This is a genomic window from Achromobacter sp. MUI-25009338, assembly GCF_057359325.1.
The window spans coordinates 3067204-3092222 of the sequence record NZ_CM170627.1; the positions used below are offsets into that span (position 1 = coordinate 3067204).

The 25019-nt window shown below is 71.1% G+C and carries 24 protein-coding genes; 9 read left to right on the top strand and 15 right to left on the bottom strand.

The window, feature by feature from the left end; genetic code table 11:
* Nucleotides 1-13 precede the first annotated feature (13 nt).
* The 12 genes from AC1IQ6_RS14535 to AC1IQ6_RS14590 form a co-directional block, all read right to left on the bottom strand.
* Nucleotides 14-766, bottom strand: coding sequence for an amino acid ABC transporter ATP-binding protein (locus tag AC1IQ6_RS14535; protein WP_111825204.1), 753 nt, complete (start codon nt 764-766; stop codon nt 14-16).
* A 22-nt stretch (nt 767-788) separates the two neighbouring features.
* Nucleotides 789-1442 carry an amino acid ABC transporter permease gene (locus AC1IQ6_RS14540; protein WP_102771080.1) on the bottom strand — a complete coding sequence of 218 codons (654 nt, stop codon included), beginning with the start codon at nt 1440-1442 and terminating at the stop codon, nt 789-791.
* 131 nt (nt 1443-1573) lie between these two features.
* Nucleotides 1574-2365, bottom strand: coding sequence for an amino acid ABC transporter substrate-binding protein (locus AC1IQ6_RS14545; RefSeq protein ID WP_102771079.1), 792 nt, complete (start codon nt 2363-2365; stop codon nt 1574-1576).
* Between the two features lie 106 nt (nt 2366-2471).
* On the bottom strand, nt 2472-3434 hold the full coding sequence (locus AC1IQ6_RS14550; RefSeq protein ID WP_247747877.1) for a tripartite tricarboxylate transporter substrate-binding protein: 963 nt from the start codon (nt 3432-3434) through the stop codon (nt 2472-2474).
* A gap of 68 nt (nt 3435-3502) precedes the next feature.
* Complete coding sequence (locus tag AC1IQ6_RS14555; protein ID WP_485864813.1) at nt 3503-5083, bottom strand: sulfatase-like hydrolase/transferase; 1581 nt, start codon at nt 5081-5083, stop codon at nt 3503-3505.
* Nucleotides 5080-6771, bottom strand: a complete 1692-nt coding sequence (locus AC1IQ6_RS14560) for a bifunctional 3-(3-hydroxy-phenyl)propionate/3-hydroxycinnamic acid hydroxylase (protein WP_485864814.1) — start codon at nt 6769-6771, stop codon at nt 5080-5082. Before AC1IQ6_RS14560 ends, AC1IQ6_RS14555 begins: the two co-directional genes overlap by 4 nt.
* A gap of 44 nt (nt 6772-6815) precedes the next feature.
* On the bottom strand, nt 6816-7658 hold the full coding sequence (locus AC1IQ6_RS14565) for an alpha/beta fold hydrolase (protein WP_102771076.1): 843 nt from the start codon (nt 7656-7658) through the stop codon (nt 6816-6818).
* A 13-nt stretch (nt 7659-7671) separates the two neighbouring features.
* Complete coding sequence (locus tag AC1IQ6_RS14570; RefSeq protein WP_102771075.1) at nt 7672-8274, bottom strand: amino acid synthesis family protein; 603 nt, start codon at nt 8272-8274, stop codon at nt 7672-7674.
* A 38-nt stretch (nt 8275-8312) separates the two neighbouring features.
* The gene (locus tag AC1IQ6_RS14575) at nt 8313-8807 is read right to left on the bottom strand and encodes a VOC family protein (RefSeq protein WP_102771074.1); all 495 of its coding nucleotides are present in this window, start codon (nt 8805-8807) and stop codon (nt 8313-8315) included.
* A gap of 16 nt (nt 8808-8823) precedes the next feature.
* Nucleotides 8824-9861, bottom strand: a complete 1038-nt coding sequence (locus AC1IQ6_RS14580; protein ID WP_102771073.1) for a WD40/YVTN/BNR-like repeat-containing protein — start codon at nt 9859-9861, stop codon at nt 8824-8826.
* Nucleotides 9862-9889: 28 nt separating this feature from the next.
* Entirely contained in the window at nt 9890-10684 is a 795-nt protein-coding gene (locus AC1IQ6_RS14585) for an SDR family NAD(P)-dependent oxidoreductase (RefSeq protein ID WP_111825210.1), read from the bottom strand.
* A 43-nt stretch (nt 10685-10727) separates the two neighbouring features.
* On the bottom strand, nt 10728-12278 hold the full coding sequence (locus AC1IQ6_RS14590) for an acetolactate synthase large subunit (RefSeq protein WP_209166607.1): 1551 nt from the start codon (nt 12276-12278) through the stop codon (nt 10728-10730).
* Nucleotides 12279-12495: 217 nt separating this feature from the next.
* On the opposite strand from AC1IQ6_RS14590, the gene AC1IQ6_RS14595 reads away from it, so the two are divergent.
* Nucleotides 12496-13260, top strand: a complete 765-nt coding sequence (locus AC1IQ6_RS14595; RefSeq protein WP_168202121.1) for an IclR family transcriptional regulator — start codon at nt 12496-12498, stop codon at nt 13258-13260.
* Nucleotides 13261-13305: 45 nt separating this feature from the next.
* Here AC1IQ6_RS14595 and argC read toward each other — a convergent pair whose 3' ends face one another.
* Nucleotides 13306-14238, bottom strand: a complete 933-nt coding sequence (argC, locus tag AC1IQ6_RS14600) for an N-acetyl-gamma-glutamyl-phosphate reductase (protein WP_485864815.1) — start codon at nt 14236-14238, stop codon at nt 13306-13308.
* A gap of 130 nt (nt 14239-14368) precedes the next feature.
* Between argC and AC1IQ6_RS14605 the strand changes: the two genes are divergently transcribed.
* The gene (locus AC1IQ6_RS14605) at nt 14369-15256 is read left to right on the top strand and encodes a LysR family transcriptional regulator (protein ID WP_485864816.1); all 888 of its coding nucleotides are present in this window, start codon (nt 14369-14371) and stop codon (nt 15254-15256) included.
* Nucleotides 15257-15269: 13 nt separating this feature from the next.
* On the opposite strand, the gene AC1IQ6_RS14610 is transcribed toward AC1IQ6_RS14605, so the two are convergent.
* Nucleotides 15270-17057 (bottom strand): chloride channel protein, encoded by a 1788-nt coding sequence (locus AC1IQ6_RS14610; RefSeq protein ID WP_111825213.1) that lies wholly within the window; start codon nt 17055-17057, stop codon nt 15270-15272.
* A gap of 81 nt (nt 17058-17138) precedes the next feature.
* On the opposite strand from AC1IQ6_RS14610, the gene AC1IQ6_RS14615 reads away from it, so the two are divergent.
* From AC1IQ6_RS14615 to AC1IQ6_RS14645, 7 genes are all read left to right on the top strand, one after another.
* Nucleotides 17139-17597, top strand: a complete 459-nt coding sequence (locus tag AC1IQ6_RS14615) for a MarR family winged helix-turn-helix transcriptional regulator (protein WP_246842384.1) — start codon at nt 17139-17141, stop codon at nt 17595-17597.
* A gap of 102 nt (nt 17598-17699) precedes the next feature.
* Nucleotides 17700-18860 carry an HPP family protein gene (locus AC1IQ6_RS14620; RefSeq protein ID WP_485864817.1) on the top strand — a complete coding sequence of 387 codons (1161 nt, stop codon included), beginning with the start codon at nt 17700-17702 and terminating at the stop codon, nt 18858-18860.
* Between the two features lie 62 nt (nt 18861-18922).
* Entirely contained in the window at nt 18923-20386 is a 1464-nt protein-coding gene (locus AC1IQ6_RS14625) for a sensor histidine kinase (RefSeq protein ID WP_485864818.1), read from the top strand.
* Nucleotides 20379-20987, top strand: coding sequence for a response regulator transcription factor (locus tag AC1IQ6_RS14630; protein WP_102771065.1), 609 nt, complete (start codon nt 20379-20381; stop codon nt 20985-20987). The genes AC1IQ6_RS14625 and AC1IQ6_RS14630 overlap by 8 nt, the downstream gene beginning before the upstream one ends.
* 117 nt (nt 20988-21104) lie before the next feature.
* Nucleotides 21105-21590: a GlcG/HbpS family heme-binding protein gene (locus tag AC1IQ6_RS14635; protein ID WP_102771064.1), complete on the top strand. Its 486-nt coding sequence runs from the start codon at nt 21105-21107 to the stop codon at nt 21588-21590.
* A 51-nt stretch (nt 21591-21641) separates the two neighbouring features.
* Nucleotides 21642-23024 (top strand): 3-deoxy-D-arabino-heptulosonate 7-phosphate synthase, encoded by a 1383-nt coding sequence (locus AC1IQ6_RS14640; RefSeq protein WP_485864819.1) that lies wholly within the window; start codon nt 21642-21644, stop codon nt 23022-23024.
* 116 nt (nt 23025-23140) lie between these two features.
* Nucleotides 23141-23707, top strand: a complete 567-nt coding sequence (locus AC1IQ6_RS14645; protein WP_102771062.1) for a surface-adhesin E family protein — start codon at nt 23141-23143, stop codon at nt 23705-23707.
* A 15-nt stretch (nt 23708-23722) separates the two neighbouring features.
* Here AC1IQ6_RS14645 and AC1IQ6_RS14650 read toward each other — a convergent pair whose 3' ends face one another.
* Nucleotides 23723-25015, bottom strand: a complete 1293-nt coding sequence (locus AC1IQ6_RS14650; RefSeq protein ID WP_485864820.1) for an O-acetylhomoserine aminocarboxypropyltransferase/cysteine synthase family protein — start codon at nt 25013-25015, stop codon at nt 23723-23725.
* Between the last annotated feature and the right edge of the window lie 4 nt (nt 25016-25019).

The following is a 25019-nucleotide window of genomic DNA, read 5'->3' on the forward strand; positions in this document are numbered from 1 at the left end:
ATCGGCACGGGGCCTACAGCATGTGCGCGAGGAATTCGCGGCTGCGGGCCTGGCGCGGGGCGCTGAAGAATTCGGCCGAGGGCGCTTCTTCGATGATGCGGCCTTCGTCCATGAAGATCACGCGGTGCGCGACTTCGCGCGCGAAACCCATTTCGTGGGTGACGACCAGCATGGTCATGCGTTCGTCGGCCAGCTGCTTCATGGTGCGCAGCACCTCGCCGGTGAGTTCCGGGTCCAGCGCCGAAGTGGGCTCGTCGAACAGCATGATGTCCGGCTCCATCGCCAGCGCGCGGGCGATGGCCACGCGCTGCTTCTGGCCGCCGGACAGCCGCCCCGGATAGTTGTCGCGCTTGTTCAGCAGGCCGACCTTGCGCAGCAGCGCCTCGGCCTTGGGCACGATGTCGGCGCGCGCCATGCCCTTGACGGTGATGGGCGCCTCGATCACGTTCTGCAGCACGGTCATGTGCGGGAACAGGTTGAACGACTGGAACACCATGCCCATCTTGCGGCAGATGCGGCGCACGTCGGCGTCGCCGGCATACTGGCTGCGTCCGCCTTCGACCGCGCGGGCCATGGACTCGCCCTCGATCTCGATGCTGCCTTCGTCTATGGTTTCCAGGTGGTTCAGGCAGCGCAGAAAGGTGCTCTTGCCCGAACCGGACGGGCCGATCACCGCCACCACTTCGCCCTGGCCCAGGGTCAGGGATACGCGGTCCAGCACGCGGTGCGGACCGAAGGATTTGACGATGTCGCGCGCCTCGATCATGACGGGGCGTCCGGACGTCGGATTACTGGTCGTATTTGGCATAGCGCTTTTCCATATGCTGGAAGAACCAAGTCAGGACCAGCGTCATGATGAGATAGAAGGCGGCGGCGACCAGGAACGGCGAGGTCGTGAAGTCGCGCTGCACGATGCCGCGCGCGGTGCGCAGGATGTCGTTGAGCGCCAGCACGTAGATGAGCGAGGTGTCCTTGACCAGCGTGATGGTCTCGTTGCTCATGGGCGGCAGCACCCGCTGCACCATCTGCGGCAGCACGATGCGGCGCAGGGTCTGCAGGTAGGTCATGCCCAGCACCTTGCTGCCCTCGTACTGGCCGCGGTCCACCGACAGGATGCCGGCGCGGAAGATCTCGGCGAAATAGGCGGCGTAGTTGAGCGCGAAGGCCACGACCGCGGCGGGAAAGTCCGGCAGGCGCACGCCCACCACGGGCACGAACGGCAGCGCGAAATAGATGAACAGCATCTGCAGCATCAGCGGGGTGCCGCGCATGAGCCAGATGTAGCCGTTGACCAGGCGGCTAAGCAGCTTCCATTTGGATATCCGCGCCAGCGCCAGCACCAGCCCCAGGGGCACGGCCAGCGCCAGCGTGATGAAGAACAGCGTCAAGGTCACTTTCGCGCCTTCCGCCAATGGCCCCAATAGGGAGAGTACGTAGTCCATGCAGTGGGTTCGCGCCGCCAGGGCAACAGGGATTCATGAGCAAGCCCGCCTGGCGCGCGACGGCGCTGCGGCGGGCTGCGGAAAACTCGGCGGGACGCCCGGGCCGGCTGGCCGCAGGCGCCCCAGGCCGCTTACTTGATGATGTTGGCGCCGAACCACTGGGTGGCGATGCGGCCGGCGGTGCCGTCCTGCTTCATCGAGTCCAGCGTCTGGTTCAGCTTGGCCAGCAGTTCGGTGTCGTCCTTGCGCACGCCGACGCCGTAGTCTTCGGTGCCGAAGTTCTCGTCCAGCACGCGGTATTCGCCGGCCCGCTTGCTGATGAGGTAGCGGCCCACCACTTCGTCGACGACGATGGCGTCGAGGCGGCCGGCGGCCAGGTCCATCAGGGCCGTGACGTTATCGCCGAACTTCTTGACTTCCTTGATCTGCGCGGCGACCGGGTCCTTGGCGATGGCGTCCGTGGCGCTGCTGCCGTCCTGGGCGCCGACGACCTTGCCGGCCAGGTCGGCCTTGAGCTTCACCGGCGAGGCGTTGCCCACGATGATGATCTGGTGGTTGGCCATGTACGGGGAGGTGAAGCTGATGTTCTTCTTGCGCTCCTCGGTGATGGTCAGACCGTTCCACAGCACGTCGACGCGCTTGCCGTTGAGCTCGGCTTCCTTGGCGCTCCAGTCGATCGGCTTGAACTCGACTTCCATGCCCAGGCGCTTGCTGGCTTCCTTGGCCATGTCGATGTCGAAACCGACGATCTGGTTGTTCGCATCCCGAAAGCCCATGGGCGGGAAGTTGTCGTCCAGGCCGACGACGACCTTCTTGGCGGCGGCGGGCGCCTGCGCGTCGGCCTTGGGCGTATTGTCGCCAGGGCCGCAGGCGGTGAGCATCGCGGTGGCGGACACGAGAAGCAGTGCAGTCAGTTTTTTCATGCTTATGGGCGCGCGGGGCGCAGGAATGGAGAAAACCGGGGGCCGGTTAAAGCCGCGAGCCGGTATTTTATCCTCTTGCGCGCCGCGCGCCCGCAGGCCCGCCGTTTCAGTCCTTGCGGATGCCGGCGGCCTCGATCAGGGCCTGGTAGCGGGCGGCTTCCGCCTTCATGGCTTCCAGGGTCGCCTGCGGGGTGGAGCCCAGCACCTGCAGGCCGCGCGCCTCGTAGGTCTTGCGGAAATCCGGCTCGGCCGTGACCGCGGTCACGGCCTGGTTGATCCGCGCCACCAGGGCGTCCGGCGTCTTGCCGGGGACGAACAGCGAGAACACCGTCGACGGAATGCTGCCGGGCTTGCCGCCGGCCTCCTCCAGCGTCGGCACGTCCGGCATCATGGCGGCCCGTTGCGGCGAGCCCGCCACCAGCACGCGGATCTTGCCGGCCTTGTACTGCTCGGCCACCGCCAGGCCGCCGGCCATCACGCTGTCCACGTCGCCGGCCATGACCGCCGTCATCGCCGGCGCCACGCCCTTGAACGGCACGTAGGTGAACTGCACGCCTTCGGCGCGCGCCAGCATGGCCATGCCCAGGTGGTTCACGTGGCCCTGCCCGCCGGTGCCCACGTTGATGCGCTGCGGGTTGGCGCGGGCGTAGTCGATGAATTCGCGGTAGGTCTTGGCCGGAAAGGCGTCGCTGACCGCCACGTACAGCTGCACCTGGCCCAGGTCGGTGACCGGCTTGAAGTCCTCCTGCCAGCGGTACGGCACCTTGGCGTACAGGAAAGGATTGGTCTCCAGCGCCAGCCGGTCGATCATCAGCAGCGTGTTGCCGTCGGCCGCGGCGCGGGCGACGTAGTCGCTGCCGATGATGGCGTTGGCGCCGGGCCGGTTCTCCACGATCACGGTCTGGCCGCTCTGCTTGAAGAGCCGGTTGCCCAGGTCGCGCGCCAGCACGTCCGGCTCGGTGCCCGGCGGATACGGCACCACGATTTTGACGGTGTCCGACGGCCAGCCCTGGGCCGCGGCCGGCCCGGCGGACGTCAATGCGAGCGAGGCCCACAATACAGCTTGCAAACAACAGCGATACGGCGATCCCATGGCACTTCCCCTTGTGTAGAAACCCTAGATCAGACCGGCGCGCTTCACCAGCGGCCGATCAGTATGCCCATCATCCGTTCGTGCGCGTGCGTGCGCGCACAGACCTCGGCGTCGGTCTCGCTGGCCCGGCGTTTCAGGCCTTCGTGCCAGTCCAGCAGCGCCGCCCTCATGCGGGCGACGACCGGCGCCATGCCCGGGTCGGCGCCCAGGTCGCGCAGTTCGCCCGGGTCGTCGCGCAGGTCGAACAGCTGAGCCGGATAGCCCTGCCAGTGCAGGTACTTGTAGCGTTCGTCGCGCACCATCAGGCCGGTGCACTCGCGCGTGCCGCGTCCCAGGAACAGGCGCGCCTCGCGGTAGGCGTAGTCCAGGCTGCCCACCACGTACTCGCGGGCCGGCGCCTCGGGCTGTCCGCCGCGGATGTCCGGCAGCAGCGAGCGGCCCTCGATGCGGTGACGCTCGGCCGGCAGGCCCAGCGCGTCCAGCACCGTGGGCACGATATCGATGCACTCGACGAAGGCGTCGCTGCGCCGCCCGCGGCTGGCGTCGGCCTGCGCCGTGGGGTCGTAGACCAGGCAAGGCACGCGCATGGCGCTCTCGAAAAAGTATTCCTTCTCGCCCAGCCAGTGGTCGCCCAGGTGGTCGCCGTGATCCGAGGTGAACAGGATCAGCGTGTCGCGCAGCCTGCCGCTGCGCTCCAGGAAGTCCAGCACCCGGCCGATCTGGTCGTCGATCTGCTTGACCAGCCCCATGTAGACCGGACGCACTCCGCGCCAGACCTCGTCGCGCGCGAACGATACGGATTCTTCCAGGCGCTGGTAGGCGCCATGCACCGGATGGGGCCGTTCGCGCTCGGCCCGCGAGCGCACCGGCGGCGGGCAGTCTTCCGGCCCGTACAGCGCGTGGTACGGGGCCGGCGCCTTGTACGGCCAATGCGGCTTGATGTAGGACAGGTGCAGCGCCCACGGCGCGTCGCCCTGCTCCTGCATGAACTGCAGCGCGCGGTCGGTCAGGTAGGCGGTTTCGGAATCGGCCGCGTCCACCCGGGCCGGCAGCGGCGCGTTGCGCATCAGCCAGCCGCTGGCCGGGGCGCCGTCCGGGCCGAGGCTGCCGATGACGTAGTCTTCCCAGGGCCGTTCGCTGTCGTAGCCGCGCTCGCGCAGGTAGCGGCGGTACGCGCTGTTCTCGGCCAGTTCGAAGTGGCCGTCGTAGCGCTCCAGCGGCACGAATCCGCCCTGCAGGAAGCGCTGTTCGTCCTCGGCCGCATAGCCCTTGGCGCGCAGCCCGGCGCGGTCGGGCACGAAATGGGTCTTGCCCAGCAGGTGCAGCGCGCGGCCGGACTGGGCCAGGTACTCGCCCAGGCACCACTCGTCCACCGGATGCGGCACGCGGTTCCAGGTGACCCGGTGCGACAGCGGATAGCGGCCGGTGTAGTACGAAGCGCGCGACGGGCCGCAGACGGCCGAGGTGACGTAGGCCCGGTCGTACTGCACGCCCATGCCCGCCAGCCGGTCGATGTTCGGCGTGCGCAGCGCGCCGGCCCGGCCATAGCAGGACAGGTGATCGGCGCGCAGCTGGTCGCACATGATGAAGAGCACGTTGCGGACCGTGCGTGCGCCGGCGCTCATGGCTGCGCTCCGGTCAGCGCCGCCGCCGCGGCGCAGGCCAGGCCGGCGGCCTGCGCCGGCTCGGCGGGCGCGGGCGCGCCGCCCGGCACGAAGCGGGCGGCGAACTGGCCCAGCAGCGCGGCGGCATCCTCGCGCCGTCCGAGCGCCGCGACATAGCGGTCCGGCCGCAGCAGCACCCAGTCGGCGCCCGTGCGCTGGAACCAGAAATGCAGCGCGTTCTCGGTGTCCTGCAGCACCGGCAGCGGCCCGGCCTGGGCCGCGTCCGGCGCGCAGCCGCTGCGGGCGCGCTGCGCGGCCACGTAGCGGCACCCCAGCCTGTCGAGCTGCGCGCGCAGCGCAGGCGTCAGCGCCGCGCGCGGGTCCCAGCGCCAGCCCAGCAGGGCGAAGCCGGTGCCCAGCGCCTCGTCCATGCGGCGGGTGGCCCCGTCCTCGGTCTCGACCAGCGGCTGGATGAACATGCGGCCGATGCATTCGCGCTGGACGCGGTCGGCGCTGTCGCCCACCACGCCGCGGCTGTAGCGCGGCATGGGCTTGAACTTCATCTGCAGCACGTAGTCCCGGATGCGCGGGATCTTGCGGATCGACATGAAAAAGGCGTCGCGCAGCGCGGCCAGCGCCGGGTTGGTCTGCGACAGCATGGCGCCGAACATGTCGGCCAGCGAAATCATGGCGCGGGCGTGGGCGTGGCGTTCGTCGTGGTAGCTCTGCAGCGCGGCCGGATCGAGCCGGCCCTGCACGATCCAGGCCACCTTCCAGGCCAGGTTGAACGCGTCGCGCAGGCCGGCGTTCAGGCCCTGGCCGATCCAGGGCGGCGTGAGGTGGGCGGCGTCGCCCGCCAGGCAGACGCGGCCGTTGACGAAGCTGCGCGCCACCCGCGAATTGTGGGTGTAGACCCGCGCGCGGATGACGTTGAGCCGGCTCGGATCGGCCACGTGGTGGCGCAGCAGCTCCTGCACTTTTTCGGGCTGCAGGATCTGTTCGCTGTCCTCGCCCGGGAACAGCATGAATTCCCAGCGCCGCAGGCCATACGGCAGGCGCAGGCAGACGTAGGGACGGCGCGGCTCGCAATGCAGCGCCGTATAGGGCGCGTCCAGCGGGTCCTGGTCGCACTCGATGACCACCCACTTGCGCGGATGGGTGTTGCCGTCGAACGGCAGCTTCAGCAGGCGCTCGCGCACCGTACTGCGCCCGCCGTCGGCGGCCAGCAGGTATTGCGCGCGGATCTCGCGCTCGGCGCCGTCGGCCCCGCGCACCCGCGCCGTGACGCCGTGGGCGTCCTGGTCCAGCGCCAGCAGTTCCGTACCCAGCTCCAGGGCCACGTGCGGAAAGCGCCGCAGGCCCGCGCGCAGGGTGCGTTCGCCCAGCGGCTGCGAGAACAGGTTGCGGCGGTACCAGCCGAATTCGCGCGTGGCCGGCAGGATTTCGGCGAAGCAGCGCTTGGTCCGCGTGTACATGCGCATGGGCACGTTCTGGATCATGTCGCGCAGCATCTCGTCGGCCAGGCCGGCGCTCTGGAAGGTGCGCATGGCCTCGTCGTCCAGGCCGACGGCGCGCGGATAGTCCAGCACGTCGGCGTTGCGCTCCAGCACCCGCGTGGCCACGCCGTAGCTGCCCAGCAGATTGGCCAGCGTCACGCCCACCGGCCCGGCGCCCACCACCAGCACCGGCACTTCTTCGATATGCGCCATGTCGGCTCTCCCTTGGTTTCTTGTCGTATGCGCGCGCGCCCTGCTCAGGCGCGCCGCAGGAATTCGCCCACCGCCTGCGCGAAGGCGTCCGGCTGATCGTCGTGGATGTAGTGGCCGGCCCCGGCGATCTCGGTCCAGGCCACGTTCGGATTGCGCGCCGCCATGTCGCGGGCGGTGGCCGCCTGCAGGTAGTCGGACCGCCCGCCCCGCAGCACCAGGGTCGGACAGGCCAGCGCCGCGACCGGCGGCCACAGGTCCACCACGCGCGCCGGATCGGGATCGAGCCGGGTCGCCGCGATGCCGGCATGGTCGTGGCGCCAGGTCCAGCCGCCCGCCCCGTCCGGCTTGAGCATGTGCCGCAGCCGTTCCTCGCGCGCGGCCTCCGGCACGCTGGGGCGCAGCGCCCGCAGGTACTCGCGCGCCGCGCCGATGTCGGCGAAGGATTCGGGCGTCTCGCGCAGTTCGCGCTGGATGCGGGCCGCGCCCGCGCTGCCTTCGTACGCCGCCGGGCCCGCGTCCTCGATCACCAGGCGGCGCACGCGCCGCGGATGGGCCGCCGCGAACACGATCGCGGCGATGCCGCCCATCGAGTGGCCCAGCAGGTCGAAGCGCTCCAGGCCCAGCGCGTCGGCCACGCCGGCCAGGTCCGCCACGTAGGCGTCGGTGTAATAGTTGCGCGCCGGGTCCCAGTCGCTGGCGCCGCGGCCGCGCTGGTCATAGGCCAGCACGCGGAACTCCGGCTGCAGCGCCCGGGCGATGCCGGCGAAGGTTTCGGCATAGCCGCGGATGCCGTGCAGCATGAACAGCGGGCGGCCGTCCCGCGGCCCCCATTCGGTCAGGCGCAGGCTCAGGCCGTTGACGGCGATGTCGGAGTCGCGGCGTTGCATGGCTGCGCCCCTTTCAGCAAAGGCCGTCCTGGCCCGCGATCTCGCTGGCCGCCAGGCCGCCCAGGCGCGCGTGCAGGCGGCCGCGGGTCGCGAACGCGAAGGCGATCAGCACTTCGTCGCGGTTGGGCGCGTCGGCGAACAGCGCGGTCACGGTGTCGTAGTGCGAGCGCACGTAGAGCGCGTCCTTGTGCGCCAGCGGAATGTCGACCACGGTGCCGGGGCCGCCGCGCTTGCCGGTCGAGGGCACCCAGGCCTTGCCGCCGCCCAAGGCCGCGCGCACCGGCTCGGCGAACACCGTGGTCAGCAGCGCATTGCCGTGCTCGTATTCGCCATCGGCGCCCACGACGCAGGCCTTGCCGTAGCTTTCCAGCGGCTGGCCGCCGGCCGCCTCGATGATGCGGCGGCCGAACTCCTCGCCCAGCATGCCCGAGGGCTCGACGTAGGCCGACAGGTCGCGCTCGAAGCGTCCCGCGTACGGGTTGTGCAGCACGGCGGCGATGACGATCTTGCGCAGCGGCGCGCCGTCGGCCGGCTCGCCGGTCTCGGTGGCCAGCGTGTCCTCGACTTGCAGATACCACTTGCGGATGCGGTAAGGGCCGAAGTTGGGGGTGTTCATGGATGCTCCAGTGAATTGGGAATCGGAATGGGTGGCGCTTAGAGCGGATCGAGCGTCATGGGGACGCTGGGGGCGTTGTGCTCGTGCAGCACGCGCTTGCCCGCCTCGTCGCCGTGCACGGTCTCGCAGAAGAATTCGAAGCGGTGGCCGTCCGGGTCGGTGAAGTACACGCCGTAGCCCACCTTGTGGTCCGTGATCTTCACCACGTCCACGCCCTTGGCCAGCAACATGCCGTAGAGCCGGCGCAGCTCGTCGACGTCGCCCTCGATCTCCAGGCCGTAGTGCTGCATGTTGATGGGGCCGCGCGCCGGCGCGGCGCCGCCCTCTTCCTGCGGCGCCTTGATCAGCGCGATATCGTGGTGCTTGCGGCCGAAGGACAGGAACACCCATTGCTCGCCGCGCGCGGTCTCCTGCATGCCCAGCACGGATTCGTACCAGGACGCCGAGGCGAACGGGTCCCGCACGAACAGGGCCAGGTGGGTGCGCGCGATGCGCGGGCGGCGCTCGGCCGGCGCGAGGGCGGAGTTGGACATGGCGGTCTCCGTGCGTTCAGTTGATGGACTGGGGATGCGCCGTGACCGGCGCGACGTGCGGCGTCCAGGCCACCGCCGTGATCTCGCTGAAGTCGCGCCACTCCTTGAACCAGCTGCGCCCGCCGTCGGTGGACCGGAACAGGTGGCCGTACTTGGTGCCGGCGAACGCCAGCCCGGGGTCGGCGGCATGCACGCCGAAGGCCCAGAAGGTGGAGTTGGGCGCCGTGTGCAGCAGGGACGGCCGCCAGTTGCGGCCGCGGTCGTCCGACAGGTAGATGCGGCTGCGCGTGCCCGGCGTGCCGTCGCCGATGGCCAGCAGCAGCGTATCGGGCGCGCCCGGCAGGGCCTGCACCGTGCGGGTGTAATACATGCCGTCGAAGCGCGACTTGGAGGCTGCGCCCTCCCAATGCCCGCCGTCGTCCTCGCTCAGGTAGACCGAGTTCACGCTCAGCACCATCGCGGTCTTGGGCGCGGCGGCCGTGGCCGGCAGGATGGCCACGCAATGGATGTCGGGGTTGGCGATGGCGCCGTCCTCCTGGTCCACGCGCAGCCAGGTGTCGCCGCCGTCGCGGCTGCGCCATAGCCCGCCCTCCTCGACGCCGAACCAGACTTCGCGGCCGTCGTCCGGGTCCACGCAGACGGAAAGAATGCGCGGACGGTTCACGCCGCGGCAGAACTCGGGCAGCTCGGGCGACAGGCGCTGCCAGCTGGCGCCGCCGTCGACCGAACGGAACATGGCGGCGCGCGAGGGCGCGCCGGTGCCGGCGTACATGCGCCGGGGGTCGGACGGATCGATCGCGATGGCCCAGACCGTCATGCCGTTCATGGGCGAGTCCACCCGGGCGAAATGCGCGCCGCCGTCGGTGCTGATGCACAGGCCGGCGTCGGCGCCGGCGAACACGCGGCGCGGGTCGGCCGGGTCCACGGCCAGGCTGCGCACCGTACCGTCGAACTCGATGGCTTCCTTCAGGCCCAGGCGGTGCCAGGTGGCGCCGTCGTCCACGCTGCGCAATATTCCTTGGCCGGCCGTGCCGACCAGTATCGTGCCTTGCATATCCAGACTCCTATCCGGCGCTTGCCGGTCAAAGAAAAATGCCGCGCGTGATGCCGCCGTCCACGCCCAGCGACTCGCCGGTGATCGCGCCGGCGCGCGGCGAGGCCAGGAACAGCACGGCGTCGGCGATCTCGGCCGGCTGCAGCACGCGGCGTATGGGCGTGGCCTTCGCGTAGTTGGCCTCCACCTGCGCGGCGGTCAGCCCCTGTTTGGCGGCTTCCTTTGCGTACAGCTCATGGATGTGCGGGGTCTCGACCACGCCCGGATGGATTACGTTGACAGTGATGCCGTCCGGGCCGAGCTGGTCCGACAGCGTCTTGGTCAGGTGGCAGATGGCGACGTTGCGCATGCCGGAGAGCTGCTTGCTGCCGCGCCCGGTCAGCCCGCCGATGTTGACGATGCGGCCGTAGCCGCCGCGGCGCATGTGGGGCGCGGCGGCCTTGGCGCAGCGCATGTAGCCCACGACCTTGATGTTGATGTCTTCCAGCAGGCCTTCGGGATCGGCCTCGTCGATCTCGCTGCGCACCAGCCCGCCCGGATGCGCGGCGCCGTTGACCAGGATGTCGATGCGGCCGAAATGGGCGGCCACCTGCTGCATCATCGCGTCGACCTGGGCGGTGTCGGACACGTCGGCGGCGAAGCCCCGCACCTCCACGCCGCTGGCGCGGGTGATCTCGGCGGCAACTTCGTCCAGCTGCGCCTGGCGGCGGGCCACGATGGCCACCCGCACCCCTTCGGCCGCCAGCGCTTCGCTCACCGCCCGTCCGATGCCCAGGCTGCCGCCCGTGACCACGGCGACTTTCCCCTTGAGTTGCAAATCCATCGCGTCTTGCTCCTTGTGTATAGATAGAGAGAGGGAGCGGCGCCTACAGCGCCATCTCGATCAGGGCGGGACCCGGACGCCGCAGCGCCTGTTCCAGTTGTTCGGCCAGGGCTTCGGAAGTCGCGGCGCGGCTTGCCGGCACGCCGTAGCTGGCGGCCAGCCCCACCCAGTCGATGCGGGGGGCGTCCAGCGCGGTCATTGCGGCGGCGCGCTCGCCCAGCGCCGCGCCGCCGCGGCGCAGTTCGTTGCGCAGGATGGCGTACTGGTGATTGGCGGCGATCAGCACCGTGACCGGCAGGTTTTCGCGCGCCAGCGACCACAGCGCCTGGATCGTGTATTGCGTGCTGCCGTCGGACAGCAGCGCCACCACGCGGCGATCCGGGCAGGCGATGGCCGCGCCCATGGCGACCGGCAGGCCCTGTCCGATCGCGCCGCCGGTATTGGTCAGCACCGTGTGCGGGGCCGCGCCGGCCGAGGCCGCGTACAGGGGATAGCCGCAGGTGCCGCCCTCCACCGACACGATGGCCTGCTCGGGCAGCGCGCGCGCCACCACCGCCGCGATGGATTGCGGTGTGAGCGCGCCGGCGGCGGGCTGCGGCAGCAAGGCGTCGGCCGGCTCGAACGCGGGCGCGCCCGCCAGCTCGGCCAGCGCCTCCAGGCGCGAGGCGGCGTCGCCGCCCGGCGCGGCCAGCGTCAGCAGCCGCTCGGCCGGCACCAGCCGGCTCGGGTGGCCGGGGTAGCCGAAGTACGTCACCGGCGGCAGCGCGCCGGCCAGCACCACCAGGTCGGCCGCGTCCAGCGCCGCCCGGGCGGGCTCGGGAAAATAAGGCAGGCGGTCGAAATCCGGCAGCCCCCGGCCGCGCTCGGAGCGGGCCGGAAACGTCTCGGCGTAGGCCGAGCCGCCCAGTGCGGCGCAAAGCCGCGCCGCGGCGATCTGCGCGCGGCGGCCCAGGCCGCTGTCCGGCCCGCCCCCGCCCAGCAGGAACAGCGGACGCCGCGCCGCGCTCAGGCGGCGCCAGACGGCGGCGGCGTGGAAATCGTCGTCCGCCCGGTCCGCAACGGCCGCGGCCGGAGCCGGCGCGGCCTGGCCGTCCAGGTTCTCGGCCTGGAAGTCGGCCGGAAAGATCAGCGTCGCGCCCTGGCCGCCGCGGGCCAGGCTGGCCGCGACCGCCTCGCCGGCGTCGCGGGCGGCGTCCTGCGCCGAGGCGATGCGCCGCACCCAGCCCGAGACCGGGCGCGCCAGCGACTCGATGTCCGAGGTGAGCGGCGCGTCGCAGTCCAGGTGCCAGCTGGCGTGGTCGCCGATGACGTTGACGATGGGCGTGCGGGCGCGGCGCGCGTTGTGCAGGTTGGCGATGCCGTTGGCGAATCCCGGCCCCAGGTGCAGCAACGTGGCGGCGGGCTTGCCGGCCAGGCGGCCGTAGCCGTCGGCCGCGCCGGTGCACACGTTTTCCTGAAGGCCGATCACGCAGCGCATGCCCGGCACCTCCTCCAGCGCGCGCACCAGATCCAGCTCGGTCGTGCCGGGGTTGGCGAAACACAGTTCCACGCCCTGCTCGCGCAGGGCCTCCAGCAGGGCTTTAGCTCCAGTCATCATTTCAGCCTCCTTTGATTGCCACTTTATCGTAATTTGATAATTCTGCAATTCTTTTTGGCCGTTTGATGCGACTCAACCCATTAAGATTATCTATTTGATGAACAATCGATGTTGGCCTATAAGCACGCGTGCGCGGGCCGCGCGAGGCCGATTTGCCAATCCGCGTCCCTTGGTGCACCCTCACCGCAAGTCTTTCCCATCACCGCTTACACCCATGAACAGTCTTCGCCGCATGCTCGATGTCCTGGATCTTTTTCAGCCCGAACGGCCGGTCCTGGATGTGGAAGCCATCTGCCGGCTGCGCGGCTACGCGCCGGCCACCGCCTACCGCTATGTCCGCGAGCTATGCGCCTGCGGGCTGCTGGTGCGCCTGCCCGCCGGCTATGCGCTGGGCCCGCGCATCATCGCGCTGGACCTGCAGATGCGGGAGTACGACCCCATGCTCACGCTGAGCCGCGACCTGATCGAGGAAATGTCCGCCCAGACCGGGCTGGACGTGCTGCTCAGCGAGCGCTACGACGACAAGGTCATCAACGTGCACCAGCAGGCCGGCCGCAACACCCAGGCCCTGAACTTCGGCCGCGGGCGCTACATGCCGCTGCTGCGCAGCGCGACGGCGCGCGTGATCCTGGCCAATCTCGGCCCGCGGCCCCTGCGCCGCGTCTACGACGAACATGCGGATGCGCCGGACATGCAGCGCCTGGCGCGCGACTGGAAGGCCTTTTCGCGCCTCATGCTGCAAGTGCGCAAGGCCGGCTACTGCATCAGCTCGGGAGAGCTGGATTCCGGCAAGACCGGCATCGCCGCGCCGATCTTCGATGAAGAAAACCACGTGCTGGGCAGCATCACGCTGATCGGGTCGCAGCCCGCCTTCGCGGCGTTCCGCGAAGACTATCTGGCCGGACTGGTGTGCGGCGCGGCCGCCGAGATCACGCGCCGCATCGCCCAGGCGCCGGCCCCGCTGCAGCATGCGGCCTGAACTGGCGGCGCTGGCGCAGCGCCTGGACGCGATCAGGGCGCCGGACTAGCGCATCGCCGCCAGCATCAGGTCCAGGTTCTGCACCGCCGCGCCCGAGGCGCCCTTGCCCAGGTTGTCGAACACCGCGGTCAGCAGGACCTGGCCGTGCTGCGCGTTGCCGTAGACCGCCAGGCGCAGGTCGTTGGTGCCGTTCAAGGCCTGCGGGTCCAGGTGGGTATGGCCGGCGGCTTCTTCGGGCGCGACCACCTGCACGTGGGCCGCTTGCGCGTAATGGCCCCGCAGGCAATCGTGCAGCCGCGCGGCGTCCACGCCCGGCGCCAGCAGCCGCAGCTGCAGCGGCACGGTCAGCACGATGCCCTGGCGGAACGCGCCGTAGGCCGGCACGAACACGGGCCGCTGCGTCAGGCCGGCGTGCCGCTGGATTTCCGGCGTGTGCTTGTGCGCCAGGCCCAGGCCATAGAGCTGGAACGCCGGGCCCCGCGGTCCGTCCGGATCTTCGTAGGCCTGCACGCTGGCGCGTCCGCCGCCCGAATAGCCCGACACCGCGTGCACGGCCACGGGATAGTCGGCCGGCACCAGGCCGGCGCGCACCAGCGGCCCCAGCAGCGCGATGGCGCCGGTGGGATAGCAGCCCGGATTGCTCACGCGCCGGGCCTGGGCGATCAGGCCGGCCTGCTCGGCGTTCATTTCCGGGAAACCGTAGACCCAGCCGGCGTCGGTGCGATGCGCCGAGCTGGCGTCGATGACCCGCACCGCGGGGTTGGCGATCGCCGCCACGGCCTGGCGCGCCGGCTCGTCGGGCAGGCACAGAATGGCGACGTCGCAGGCGTTGATCGCCTCGGCGCGGCGCTGCGGATTCTTGCGTTCGGCCTCGGGCAGGGTCAGCAGCCGCAGGTCGGCGCGTCCGTGCAGGCGCTCGTGGATCTGCAGGCCGGTGGTGCCCTGGTCGCCGTCGATGAAAACTAGAGGTTGGGTCATGTCGCGGGTTTCCCGTAGCAGGAGAGGATGGCGGAATCAGGCTCTATCATCGGCCGCGAGGCTGGATAACAAAAGTCGAATATCATGATCGTCTGATTCAGCTTTACTGAACGACGGAAACTTCACCATCATGCGCGCCATCAGCCTGGACCGGCTTCGCACCCTGGTCGCCATCGCCGACCTGGGCTCCTTTGCGCAGGCGGCCCGCGCCCTGTACCTGGCCCCGCCCACCGTCAGCCTGCACGTGGCCGACCTGGAGGCGCGCATCGGCGCGCCGCTGCTGACCCGCAAGCGCGGCCAGGTCCGGCCCACCGCCATCGGCGAAACCCTGCTGGAACGCGCGCGCCGCCTGCTGGCCGAAGCCGACCAGGCGCTCGACGACGTGCAGCGCCAGGTGCAGGGGCTGGCCGGGCGCGTGCGGCTGGGCGCCTCCACCGGCGCCATCGCCCATCTGCTGCCGCAGGCGCTGGAATCGCTGGGACGCAACCACCCCGGCATCGACGTGCAGGTCGCGGTGCTGACTTCGCAGGAAACCCTGCAGCGCCTGGCCGACGGCACGCTGGACGTGGGGCTGGTGGCCCTGCCCCAGCCGCCGCTGGACGGCCTGGTGCTGCGGCCGTGGCGGCGCGACCCGATCATGGCCTTCCTGCCGGCCGGCTGGCGCGCGCCGGCCCGCATCGCGCCGGCCTGGCTGGCCGAGCGGCCGCTCATCCTGAATGACGCCAGCACGCGGCTCTCGCGCCAGACCACCGAATGGTTCGCCGCCGCCGGCCTGCACCCGCGCCCGCGCATCCAGCTCAACTACAACGACGCGATCAAAAGCCTGGTGGCGGCCGGCTACGGCGCCACGCTGCTGCCGCACGAAGCCACCGCGCCACAGCCCGATCCGCGCATCGCGATGTGCCCGCTGCGGCCCGCGCTGTGGCGTCCGCTGGGCATCGCGCACCGTGCCGGAAGCGTGGAACAGGCCACCCGGCACGTGCTGGACGTGCTATGGGAATTGCGCGCGGCGCGTTAGCGCAACGCCCGCCTCAGGCGCCGGCGGGGGGCGGCCGGCGGAAGTACGCCGTGCGCCGGCTTTCCTCGCGCAGCCGGCGCGCGCGCGAGCGGAACAGGTCCTTGCGGCCCACGATGCCGACCAGCCGGCCGCTGGCGCGGTCCAGGATGGGCACCCGGCCCGCGCCCGACAAGGCCATGCGGTCGGCGATCTGGCTGGCCAGTTCCTCGGGATAGCCATAGACCAGCTCGCGGCCCTGCAAGGCCGCGCCCAGGGTCTGCGCATGCAGCCCGCCGTCCAGCGCCCAGGCCAGGGTGTCGGCGCGGGTCACCTCGCCCACCACCTGCCCGTCGGCGTCCAGCACCGGATAGCTGGTATGCACCGGCTGCGCGGTCGTGAAATGCTCGATCGCCTGCGCCACGGTCCAGTCCTGCGGCAGGGTCTGCACCGGCGAAGTCATCACGTCGCGCACGCGCAGCAGGTCGAAGGGATCGACGCGGTATTCGCGGCTGATGTGGTGGCCGCGGCGCGCGATTTTCTCGGTCAGGATGGAGCGCTTGAGCAGCAGCACCGTGACCCCGTAGGCGAACACGCAGGCCGCCAGCACCGGCAGCAGCGCGCCCACGTCGCCGGTCAGTTCCACCGCGAACAGCGTGGCCGTCAGCGGCGCGCGCATGGTGCCACCCATCATCGCGGCCATGCCCAGCAGCGCCCAGAAGCCGGCGTCGGCCTGCGGCAGCAGCGGCGTGGCCAGCGCGCCCAGCGCGCCGCCGAAGATCAGCAGCGGGGCCAGCACCCCGCCCGAGGTGCCCGACCCCAGCGCGATCGACCAGATCAGCACCTTGACCACCAGCAGCAGCAACACGGCCTGCAGGGCCAGGTCGCCGGCGAGCAGGTGGCGGATATTGTCGTAGCCCACGCCCAGCGCGGCCGGGTCGATCAGACCGCCGATGCCGATCGCCAGCCCGCCCAGGGCCGGCCACCACATCCAGTGCAGCGGCAGTTTTTCGAACAGGTCTTCGGCGGCATAGACCATCGAGGTCAGCACGCCCGAACCCAGCCCGGCCAGCACGCCGACCGCCGCGCAGGCGGCCAGATGCGCAGGCGTGAACGGCAGTGTGCCGGCGTAGGCGAAGATCGGCCCGGCGTCGAGCAGATAGGCGCGCGTGGCCGCGGCGACCAGCGCGGCCACGGCCACGGGCAGGAAGCTGCGCGGCTTCCATTCGAAAAGCAGCAATTCCACCGCCAGCAGCACCGCCGCCAGCGGCGTGGAGAAAATCGCCGTCATGCCGGCGGCCGCGCCGGCCACCAGCAGCGTCTTGCGCTCGCCGTCGTCCAGGTGAATGGTCTGGGCCAGCAGCGATCCGATCGCGCCGCCCGTCATGATGATGGGGCCTTCGGCCCCGAACGGCCCGCCCGTGCCGATGGACACGGCCGAGGACACCGGCTTCAGCACCGCCACCTTGGGCTGGATGCGGCTCTTGCCGATCAGAATGGCCTCCATCGCCTCCGGTATGCCGTGGCCGCGTATCTTCTCCGAGCCGTAGCGCGCCATCAGGCCGATGATCAGGCAACCGGCGACCGGAATCGCGACCGAGGCCGGCCCCAGCCGCCCGTCCGTGATCGGCAGGTCGGCGAAGGAAAACAGGCCGTGGTAGGCCAGGTTGGTGCACAGCGCGATCAGGCGCAGCAGCACCCATGCGGCGGCCACGCTGGCCAGGCCGACCGGAATGGCCAGGCCCATCAGCAGTACGACGCGTCTGTCGGTGGTGAAATCGCCCAGGCGCAGCGCGGCCCGGGCGGAAGCGGAATTGGCGGGCATGTTGGAAAAAGGGAAAAGAGATCCGCGTGAATTTGCGGAAAATCAATATATCGTATCACGATATATATTAGAATCTAACATGTGAATCAATCTGCCCCCCCGCCCCCCGCCACGCTGTCCGCGGCAGACTACGAACTGCTGTCCGACTTCCGCTACGCGCTGCGCCGCTTCTCGGTCTTCAGCGAAGGCGCCGCCGCCCGCCTGGACCTGATGCCGCAGCAGCACCAGGCCCTGCTGGCCATCAAGGGCGCGCGTTCGGCCGCCCCGGGCCGCCGCGGCCTGTATGTGGGCGAAATCGCCGAACGCCTGCTGATCCGGCCGCATACCGCCGCCGAACTGGTGGGGCGGCTGGCGCGGCTCGACCTGGTCAGCCGCGAACCGGACCCGCAGGACGGCCGCCGCGTCGAGGTCGTGCTCACGGCCAAGGCCGAACGCCTGCTGGAAGACCTTTCCGCCGCCCATCTGGAAGAGCTGCGCGCCATGCGGCCGCTGCTGACCCGCCTGCTCGCGCGCATCGGCGAAGAGCCGGACCAGGCCTGAATCGCGGTCCTGCTCCGCGCGGCATAAGCTTATGCTGCACCGCAACGCCCTGCGTGATAAATTATCGCCCCGCGACATAATCGGAGTCGCCTGGAGAGAGCAGTGGGTGTGGGTTTCATGCGCTGGCTGGGAGCGTTCGCGCCAGCGCCGGTGGGCGTCAATGGGCGCGAAAAGCTGTTTGGCGCGGTGGGCGCGCTGCTGGGCCTGTTCTGCACGGAATGGGTGGGCCGGCATGCGCTGGGATCGGCCAGCCCCTGGTTCATCGCGCCGATGGGCGCGTCCGCCGTGCTGCTCTTCGCCGCCCCCGCCAGCCCGCTGGCCCAGCCCTGGTCGCTGATGGCCGGCAATCTCACCGCCGCGCTGATCGGCGTGTTCTGCGCCCAGTTCATTCCCCTGCCCGGCCTGGCGGCCGCGGCCGCCGTGGCCCTGTCCATCGGCGCCATGTTCTCGCTGCGCTGCCTGCATCCGCCCAGCGGCGCGGTGGCGCTGACCGCGGTGCTGGGCGGCCCGCCCGTGGCCAAGCTGGGCTACGGCTTCGCGCTGTGGCCGGTGGCCCTGAATTCCCTCATCCTGCTGTGCATCGCCGTGGTCTTCAACGGCGCGCTCAAGCGCAACTACCCGCGCCGCCACATCGACGCGGCCGGCGCCCACAGCACCCGCGATCCGGCGCCCAGCGCGCGGCTGGGCTTCAGCCTGCACGACCTGGACGAGGCGCTGAACCAGCGCGGCGAACTGCTGGACATCCGCAAGGAAGACCTGGAGGAAATCGTGCTGGCCGCCGAGCTGCGCGCCAGCGTGCGCCGCTACGGCGACGTGCGCTGCGCCGACATCATGTCGCGCGACGTGGTCACGGTGCGCGCCCACGATCCGCTGGATTACGCCGTGCGCCTGTTCGACAAGCACCGCGTGCAGGCCCTGCCGGTGCTGGACGAGAACGGCCGCTATGCCGGCATGATCGCCCAGGGCGACGTGCTGGCGCGCCGCAACCGGCTGGCCAGCGTGGCCGCCGACGCAACCGGCGTGCCGGACCTGGTGGTCGCGGACTGCATGCACAGCGAAGTGCCCTTCGCCACGCCGGGCCTGCCCGTCATCGAACTCGCGCGCCCGATGTCCGACGGCCTGCACTGCGTGCCGGTGCTGGACGAGTCGCGCGACCTGGTCGGGCTGGTAAGCCAGTCGGACCTGGTGGCCGCGCTCTACCAGATCGCCGTGTCCGCCGGCACCCAGGCCGACGATCCGCGCCTGGGCAGGCTGGCGGCCTGAGCGCCGCGTCTCCGTAGCCCTACGGATGCCTGCCGGCCGCGCGCGCAGGGCATAATCCAGGCGTGAAACCCCTTTCGCGCTCCGGCGCCCTACTCTGCTGGCTGGTCCTGTTCTGTCTCGGCGCCGTCTGGATCGGCCGGCAGGAATACACGGACCAGCACGAACGCTTTCTGCAGAACACCAGCGTGGCGCAGCGCATGCTGAGCCAGAAGACGGTGCAGCACGAAGCCGTGCTCGCCACGCTGGCCGCCCTGTCCCATCCTCCCGCCCCCGAACGGCTCTACCCCAGCCTGCAGCCGGCCATGCCGCAGCTGCTGGGCCTGGGCCATCTGCACGACGGCGTCTGGCGCGACAGCATGGCCGCGCCAGATGGCCTGCCCGAGGCGATCGGGCGCGCGCGCCAGATGCGGCGCCCGGTGACGCTGCCCGTGGACGATGCGCGCTACTGGCTGGCGGCGCCGTCCGGCTGGAGCCTGCTGCTCGATGCGCGCCAACTGGTGCCGGCGGCCGACTTCCCGCCGGGGCTGGCCAACCTGACGCTGACCGTGGGCGCCGCGCCGCTGCGCCTGCTGGACAAGCAGCCCGAAGGCGGCGCGCCCGGCTGGCGGCTCGCGTTGCAGAAACCGCTGGGCGCGGCCAGCCAGCCCTTCACGATGCGCAGCGAGCGCCGCCTGACGCCCGACACCTGGCCCTGGACCGCATGGCTCGCCTGGGCCGTGGCCAGCGCCTTGCTGGTGGCCGGCGCCGTGGCCTGGCAGCGCTCGCGCGCCGAGGCCCGCCGCCGCCAGGAACAGCTGCGGCTGGGCGCGATGGCCCGGCTGGGCGCGCTGGGCGAGATGGCCGCCGGCATCGCCCATGAACTGAACCAGCCGCTGACCGCCATCCTGGCGCAGACCCGCGCCGCCGAACGGCTGCTGGACGACGAAGAAGAGCGCCCCGCGGTGCGCCGCGCGCTGCTGGCCAGCGCCGAACAGGCCAAGCGCGCCGCCGACATCATCAGCCGCATGCGCGCGCTGGTGCGGCCCAGTTCGCCGGGGCGGCGCGAAGCCCTGGACCCGGACGCGCTGGTGTCCTCGCTGCGCTTTCTGCGCGAGCCCGAACTCGCCGGCCAGGGCATCAGGCTGACGTGGCGCAACGCCAGCCCCGGCGCGCGGCCGCTGGGCGACCGCGTCGCGCTGGAGCAGATCCTGCACAACCTGGTCCAGAACGCCGCCGACGCGCTGGCCGGCGCGGACGGCGCGCGCCACATCGCGCTGGAGGGCCGCGCCGACGGCGCCAGCTATCTGTTCAGCGTCAGCGACACCGGCCCGGGCATCGCCGCCGACGCGCTGCCGCGCCTGTTCGCGCCGTTCTATACCACCCGGCCGCAAGGCATGGGCCTGGGCCTGGCGCTGTGCGAGACCCTGGCCGGCGCCATGGACGGCCGCATCGCCGCGCGCAACCTCAGCCCGGCCGGCGCCTGCTTCACGCTCAGCCTGCCGCTGGCGGGCGGCGCGCCGGCCGCCACAGGAATCTCCCATGCTTGAACAATCTCCGCTGGTGTATCTGGTCGACGACGACGACGCGGTGCGCGACGGGCTGGCGCTGCTGTTGCGCAGCGTGGGCCTGCGCAGCGAGGGCCATGCCGATCCCCAGGCTTTTCTGGCGGCGCTGACGCCGCAGTCCATCGGCTGCGTGGTGCTCGACATCCGCATGCCCGGCATCAGCGGCCTGGACGTGCTGAGCCGGCTGGCGGCGCAATCCGACCTGCCGGTGGTCATGCTCACCGGCCACGCCAACGTCGACCTGTGCCGCCGCGCCTTCAAGGGCGGCGCCATGGAATTCCTGCAAAAGCCGGTGGACGACGACGTGTTCCTGGACGCGGTGCAGGCCGCCGTGCGCACCCATATCGCCAGCCGCGAGAAACTCGCCGTGACGCAGGCCGCGCAGGAGCGGCTGGAGCGCCTGTCCGGGCGCGAGCGCGAAGTACTGGAACGCATCGTGCAGGGCCTGAGCAACAAGGAGATCGCGCGCGAGTTCGACCTGTCGCCGCGCACCGTCGAAACCTACCGCGCCAATGTGTTCGCCAAGCTCGAGGCCGACACCCTGGCCGCGCTGATCCGCGAATACGCCGTGCTGCTGGGCTGACCGCCCGGCGGCCTCCGTAGCCCTACGGAGCCGCCAGCGTAACCGACCGGCTACCGCCGCCGCGCCGCCATCTTTAATCTGTCTGCTCCTGTTATCCATTCCTGAAAGGACCCAGACATGTCGCCCAAATTCCTCGCTTGCGCCACCCTCCTCGCCTGCGCCGGCGCCGCCAACGCGGCCGTGCTGACCGAGAGCAACCTGTCCATGGCCGATGCGCAGAAGCTGGCCACCGAGACCGTCGCCGCCTGCCAGGCCAAGGGCTACAACGTCAGCGCCGCAGTGGTGGACCGCGCCGGCCTGCTCAAGGCCTTCGCCCGCGCCGACAACGCCGGCCCGCACACCATCGAGGCCAGCCGCGCCAAGGCGTTCACCGCGGTCTCGGCCAAGTCGCCCACGCTGGCCATGATGGAGAACGCGCAGAAGAACCCCGGCGCCGCCAACCTGACGGATATCCCGGGCTTTCTGCTGCTGGGCGGCGGCGTGCCGGTCAAGGCCGGCGCAAACGTGATCGGCGCCATCGGCGTGGCCGGCGCGCCGGGCGGCCACCTGGACGCCCAGTGCGCCGACGCCGTGCTGGAACAGAACGCCGCCATGTTCAAGTAGGCCGCGGCCCGGCGCGTTGCGGCGCACGCCGCGACGCGTTAGGCTCGCGCCATGCTCCCGTCCCCTCATCCCCTGCTGGACGCGACGCTGCGGGCAGCGGCCCGCCGCTACCGCGTGCCGGCCGTGTCCGAACTGTCCGCGCATGACGCCGGCGCGGCCGCCGCGCTGGCCGTCTCCATCGAACACGCGCGTCGGGCGCTGGCCGCCGGCGAAACGCCGCCGCCCGCCCTGCGCCATGCCTTCCTGGCGGCGCTGGCGCGCCTGATCCGCGAGGCCTTGCGCGAACCGGGCGGCGACCCGGTATTCCAGGCGCTGCTGCTGCGGCATCGCAACGCCAGCGTGCGCGAGTATGCGGCGCTGTCGGCCGGCGCGGCCCGCGACCGCCGCGATCTGGTGGCCGCCGCCAACACGCTGGCCCATCCCGCCAAGCTGGAACGCATGCCGGCGGCCCCGCCGCGCGCCGCGCTGGCCCGCCTGCACGCGGCGGCCATCGCGCAATCGTGGGCCGAACTGGCGCGGGCCGCGGACGAACTGCTGGGCCTGCCCGGGGCCTGCGATCCGGCCGTGCTGCAGCGGCTGCTGGCCGGCCCCGCCTTGCGGCGCCTGCAGCGCCTGGACGCGCTGGCCTCGGACGCCGAAGTGCGCCGCTACCGCGAACGGTGGCTAAGCCAGGGGCCGGCGCCCGGCAGCGCCGACGCCGCCGCGCAGGGCGATGCCTCGCGCGAGCGCGGCGCCGCCGTCGAAGCGCTGGCCTTGCGGGCCATGCAGGCCCTGGCCCGCGCGCTCAACGCGGCCGCGGACGGCGCGCCGTACCTGGCCGTGTCCTCGATGCGCGTGCCCCCGTCGATCCCGGCCAGCGCCGAGCGCGCCAAGAGCGAATGGGACGCCGCCCTGCTGCGGCGCGCCGGCGGCGGCGACGCCGCGCCGACCTGGGACGTGTGCCTGCTGCTGGAGGCCAAGGCCTCGGCCGACGCGGCGGCCACGGATTTTCCACGCCTGCTGCGCGGGCTGCGCCTGTTGGCGCACGCCGACGCACAGACCAACTACCCGTTCCGCGCGCGCGAAGGCGGCTATGCGCTGCGCGGCGGCTCGCTGCGCGCGCTGCCGACGGAGGGCCCGGCGCTGGAACGGGCCGTGCTTTATTTCAGCGACGCCCCCGCCGACGCCAGGCCGCGCCTGCTCAGCGCCGCCAGCCGCATGCAGTTGCTGGGCGCCGACGCCAGCCTGGACTACGCCGGCCGGCTGACGCAAGGCGAAGACGCGCCCGCCGCCATGCTGGAACCGGTCTGGACGCTGCTGCTGGAGTCTCCGCAATGGGCCGGGGTGCTGCAGCAATACCCCATGCTGCGCCAGGCGCGCGAGCTGATGGTGCATGCGGACGACCTGATGGCGGCCATTGCGGCGTCGCAATCCGGACATCGCGCTGCGCCGTAAGGACTGCACCGAAAGAATGGCCCCCGCATGAGGCGCGCGCCGTTTATGATCGGGAACGTCCCATGGTCTTTCGTCGGTCTGCCATGGCCTGCATGCTCACCCCACGGAACCCTCCCATGATCGCCAGGCACGCAAGACTGCGACTCGTCCTGGCCGCGCTGGCCGCGGCCCTGTGGAGTCCCGCCGCGCCGGCCGCCCCGCCCGGCGCCTGCGAAACCGTCACGGTGCGCGAGGGCGACCCGGTGCCGCCCGGCGCCTGCGCCGTGAACGTGCTGCCGCGCGACCCGGGGCCAGCGGGCATGCTGTTCGGCGGCCCGGACTGGGTGCCGCTGGACCCCCAGGCCATGCCGGGCGTGTTCTACGACAGCGCTTCGATCAAGCCCGTATCCGACAGCCCGGCCGTCATGGCCGTCACCGTGGCCTGGTTCTATGCCCAGCCGCGGATCTCCGAAGCCAACGGCAAGCCCTACCGCTCGGTGGCCCAGCCGGTCGTGCTCAATTGCGCGGCCGAAACCTACAGCGTGGAACGCACGCTGCACTACGCCGGCGAGAACGCCACCGGCGAACTGGTGGAAGCGACGCCGACGGCCGGCATCCACGATGCGCCGGTCGCGCACGACCCGGTGCAGCGCAAGCTGCGCGGGCTGATCTGCCCGGCCGCCGGCAAGCGCCCGCGCAAATAGGCGGGCGCGCGGCGCTCAGGCCTTGGCCAGCGCCTGGTCCAGGTCGGCCAGCAGGTCGTCGATATGCTCGATGCCGATGGACAGGCGCACGGTTTCCTCGCGCACGCCCGCCTTCTGCAGCTCTTCCGGATTGAGCTGGCGGTGCGTGGTGGAGGCCGGATGCGTGGCCAGCGATTTGGCGTCGCCGATGTTGACCAGCCGGGTGAAGAGCTGCAGCGCGTCCTGGAAGCGCGCGCCGGCCTCGCGCCCGCCCTTGACGCCGAAGGTGAACAGGCCCGGGGCCTTGCCGCCCAGGTATTTCTGCGCCAGCGCGTGGTCGGGATGGTCGGGCAGGCCCGCGTAGTTGACCCATTCGACCTTGGGATGCTCGCGCAGAAAGTTGGCGACCTTGACCGCGTTCTCGACGATGCGGTCCACGCGCAGCGCCAGGGTCTCGATGCCCTGCAGGATCTGGAAGGCGTTGAAGGGCGAGATCGCCGCGCCGGTATTGCGCAGCGGCACCACGCGGGCCCGGCCGATATAGGCGGCCGCGCCGAAGGCTTCGGTGTAGACCACGCCGTGGTAGCTCACGTCCGGCTCGTTCAGGCGCTTGAAACGGCTCTTGTGCTCGGCCCAGGGGAACTTGCCCGAGTCGATGATGGCCCCGCCCAGGCTGGTGCCGTGGCCGCCCAGGTACTTGGTCAGCGACTGCACCACGATGTCGGCCCCGTGCTCGATCGGGCGCAGCAGGTAAGGCGACGGCACGGTGTTGTCGACGATCAGCGGCAGGCCGTGGCGGTGCGCCAGTTCGGCCAGGGCCGCGATGTCCGTGATGTTGCCCAGCGGGTTGCCGACGGACTCGGCGAAGATGGCCTTGGTGCGCTCGTCGATCTGCGCCTCGAAGCTGGCCAGGTCGGCCGGATTGGCGAAGCGCGTGGTGATGCCGTATTGCGGCAGCGTGTGCGCGAAGAGGTTGTAGGTGCCGCCGTACAGCGTGCTGGAGGACACGATGTTGTCGCCCGCTTCGGCGATGGTCAGGATGGCGTAGGTCACCGCGGACTGGCCCGAGGCCAGCGCCAGCGCGGCGACGCCGCCTTCCAGGGCCGCGACGCGCTGCTCGAGCACGTCGGTGGTCGGATTCATGATGCGGGTGTAGATACTGCCCGGCACCTTGAGATCGAACAGGTCCGCGCCGTGCTGCGTATCGTCGAACGCATAGGCCACGGTCTGGTAGATGGGCACCGCCACCGCGCGCGTGGTGGGGTCGGGGCGGTAGCCGCCATGCACCGCGATGGTTTCTAGCCGCCAGGACTGTTTCGGATCGCTCATGTGT

Excerpts from the sequence above, each read along its gene's own strand:
- AC1IQ6_RS14535 (WP_111825204.1), bottom strand. The coding sequence starts at position 766 with ATGATCGAGGCGCGCGACATCGTCAAATCCTTCGGTCCGCACCGCGTG.
- AC1IQ6_RS14540 (WP_102771080.1), bottom strand. The coding sequence starts at position 1,442 with ATGGACTACGTACTCTCCCTATTGGGGCCATTGGCGGAAGGCGCGAAA.
- AC1IQ6_RS14545 (WP_102771079.1), bottom strand. The coding sequence starts at position 2,365 with ATGAAAAAACTGACTGCACTGCTTCTCGTGTCCGCCACCGCGATGCTC.
- AC1IQ6_RS14555 (WP_485864813.1), bottom strand. The coding sequence starts at position 5,083 with ATGAGCGCCGGCGCACGCACGGTCCGCAACGTGCTCTTCATCATGTGC.
- AC1IQ6_RS14560 (WP_485864814.1), bottom strand. The coding sequence starts at position 6,771 with ATGGCGCATATCGAAGAAGTGCCGGTGCTGGTGGTGGGCGCCGGGCCG.
- AC1IQ6_RS14565 (WP_102771076.1), bottom strand. The coding sequence starts at position 7,658 with ATGCAACGCCGCGACTCCGACATCGCCGTCAACGGCCTGAGCCTGCGC.
- AC1IQ6_RS14570 (WP_102771075.1), bottom strand. The coding sequence starts at position 8,274 with ATGAACACCCCCAACTTCGGCCCTTACCGCATCCGCAAGTGGTATCTG.
- AC1IQ6_RS14575 (WP_102771074.1), bottom strand. The coding sequence starts at position 8,807 with ATGTCCAACTCCGCCCTCGCGCCGGCCGAGCGCCGCCCGCGCATCGCG.
- AC1IQ6_RS14580 (WP_102771073.1), bottom strand. The coding sequence starts at position 9,861 with ATGCAAGGCACGATACTGGTCGGCACGGCCGGCCAAGGAATATTGCGC.
- AC1IQ6_RS14585 (WP_111825210.1), bottom strand. The coding sequence starts at position 10,684 with ATGGATTTGCAACTCAAGGGGAAAGTCGCCGTGGTCACGGGCGGCAGC.
- AC1IQ6_RS14590 (WP_209166607.1), bottom strand. The coding sequence starts at position 12,278 with ATGACTGGAGCTAAAGCCCTGCTGGAGGCCCTGCGCGAGCAGGGCGTG.
- AC1IQ6_RS14595 (WP_168202121.1), top strand. The coding sequence starts at position 12,496 with ATGAACAGTCTTCGCCGCATGCTCGATGTCCTGGATCTTTTTCAGCCC.
- argC (WP_485864815.1), bottom strand. The coding sequence starts at position 14,238 with ATGACCCAACCTCTAGTTTTCATCGACGGCGACCAGGGCACCACCGGC.
- AC1IQ6_RS14605 (WP_485864816.1), top strand. The coding sequence starts at position 14,369 with ATGCGCGCCATCAGCCTGGACCGGCTTCGCACCCTGGTCGCCATCGCC.
- AC1IQ6_RS14610 (WP_111825213.1), bottom strand. The coding sequence starts at position 17,057 with ATGCCCGCCAATTCCGCTTCCGCCCGGGCCGCGCTGCGCCTGGGCGAT.
- AC1IQ6_RS14630 (WP_102771065.1), top strand. The coding sequence starts at position 20,379 with ATGCTTGAACAATCTCCGCTGGTGTATCTGGTCGACGACGACGACGCG.
- AC1IQ6_RS14635 (WP_102771064.1), top strand. The coding sequence starts at position 21,105 with ATGTCGCCCAAATTCCTCGCTTGCGCCACCCTCCTCGCCTGCGCCGGC.
- AC1IQ6_RS14640 (WP_485864819.1), top strand. The coding sequence starts at position 21,642 with ATGCTCCCGTCCCCTCATCCCCTGCTGGACGCGACGCTGCGGGCAGCG.
- AC1IQ6_RS14645 (WP_102771062.1), top strand. The coding sequence starts at position 23,141 with ATGATCGCCAGGCACGCAAGACTGCGACTCGTCCTGGCCGCGCTGGCC.
- AC1IQ6_RS14650 (WP_485864820.1), bottom strand. The coding sequence starts at position 25,015 with ATGAGCGATCCGAAACAGTCCTGGCGGCTAGAAACCATCGCGGTGCAT.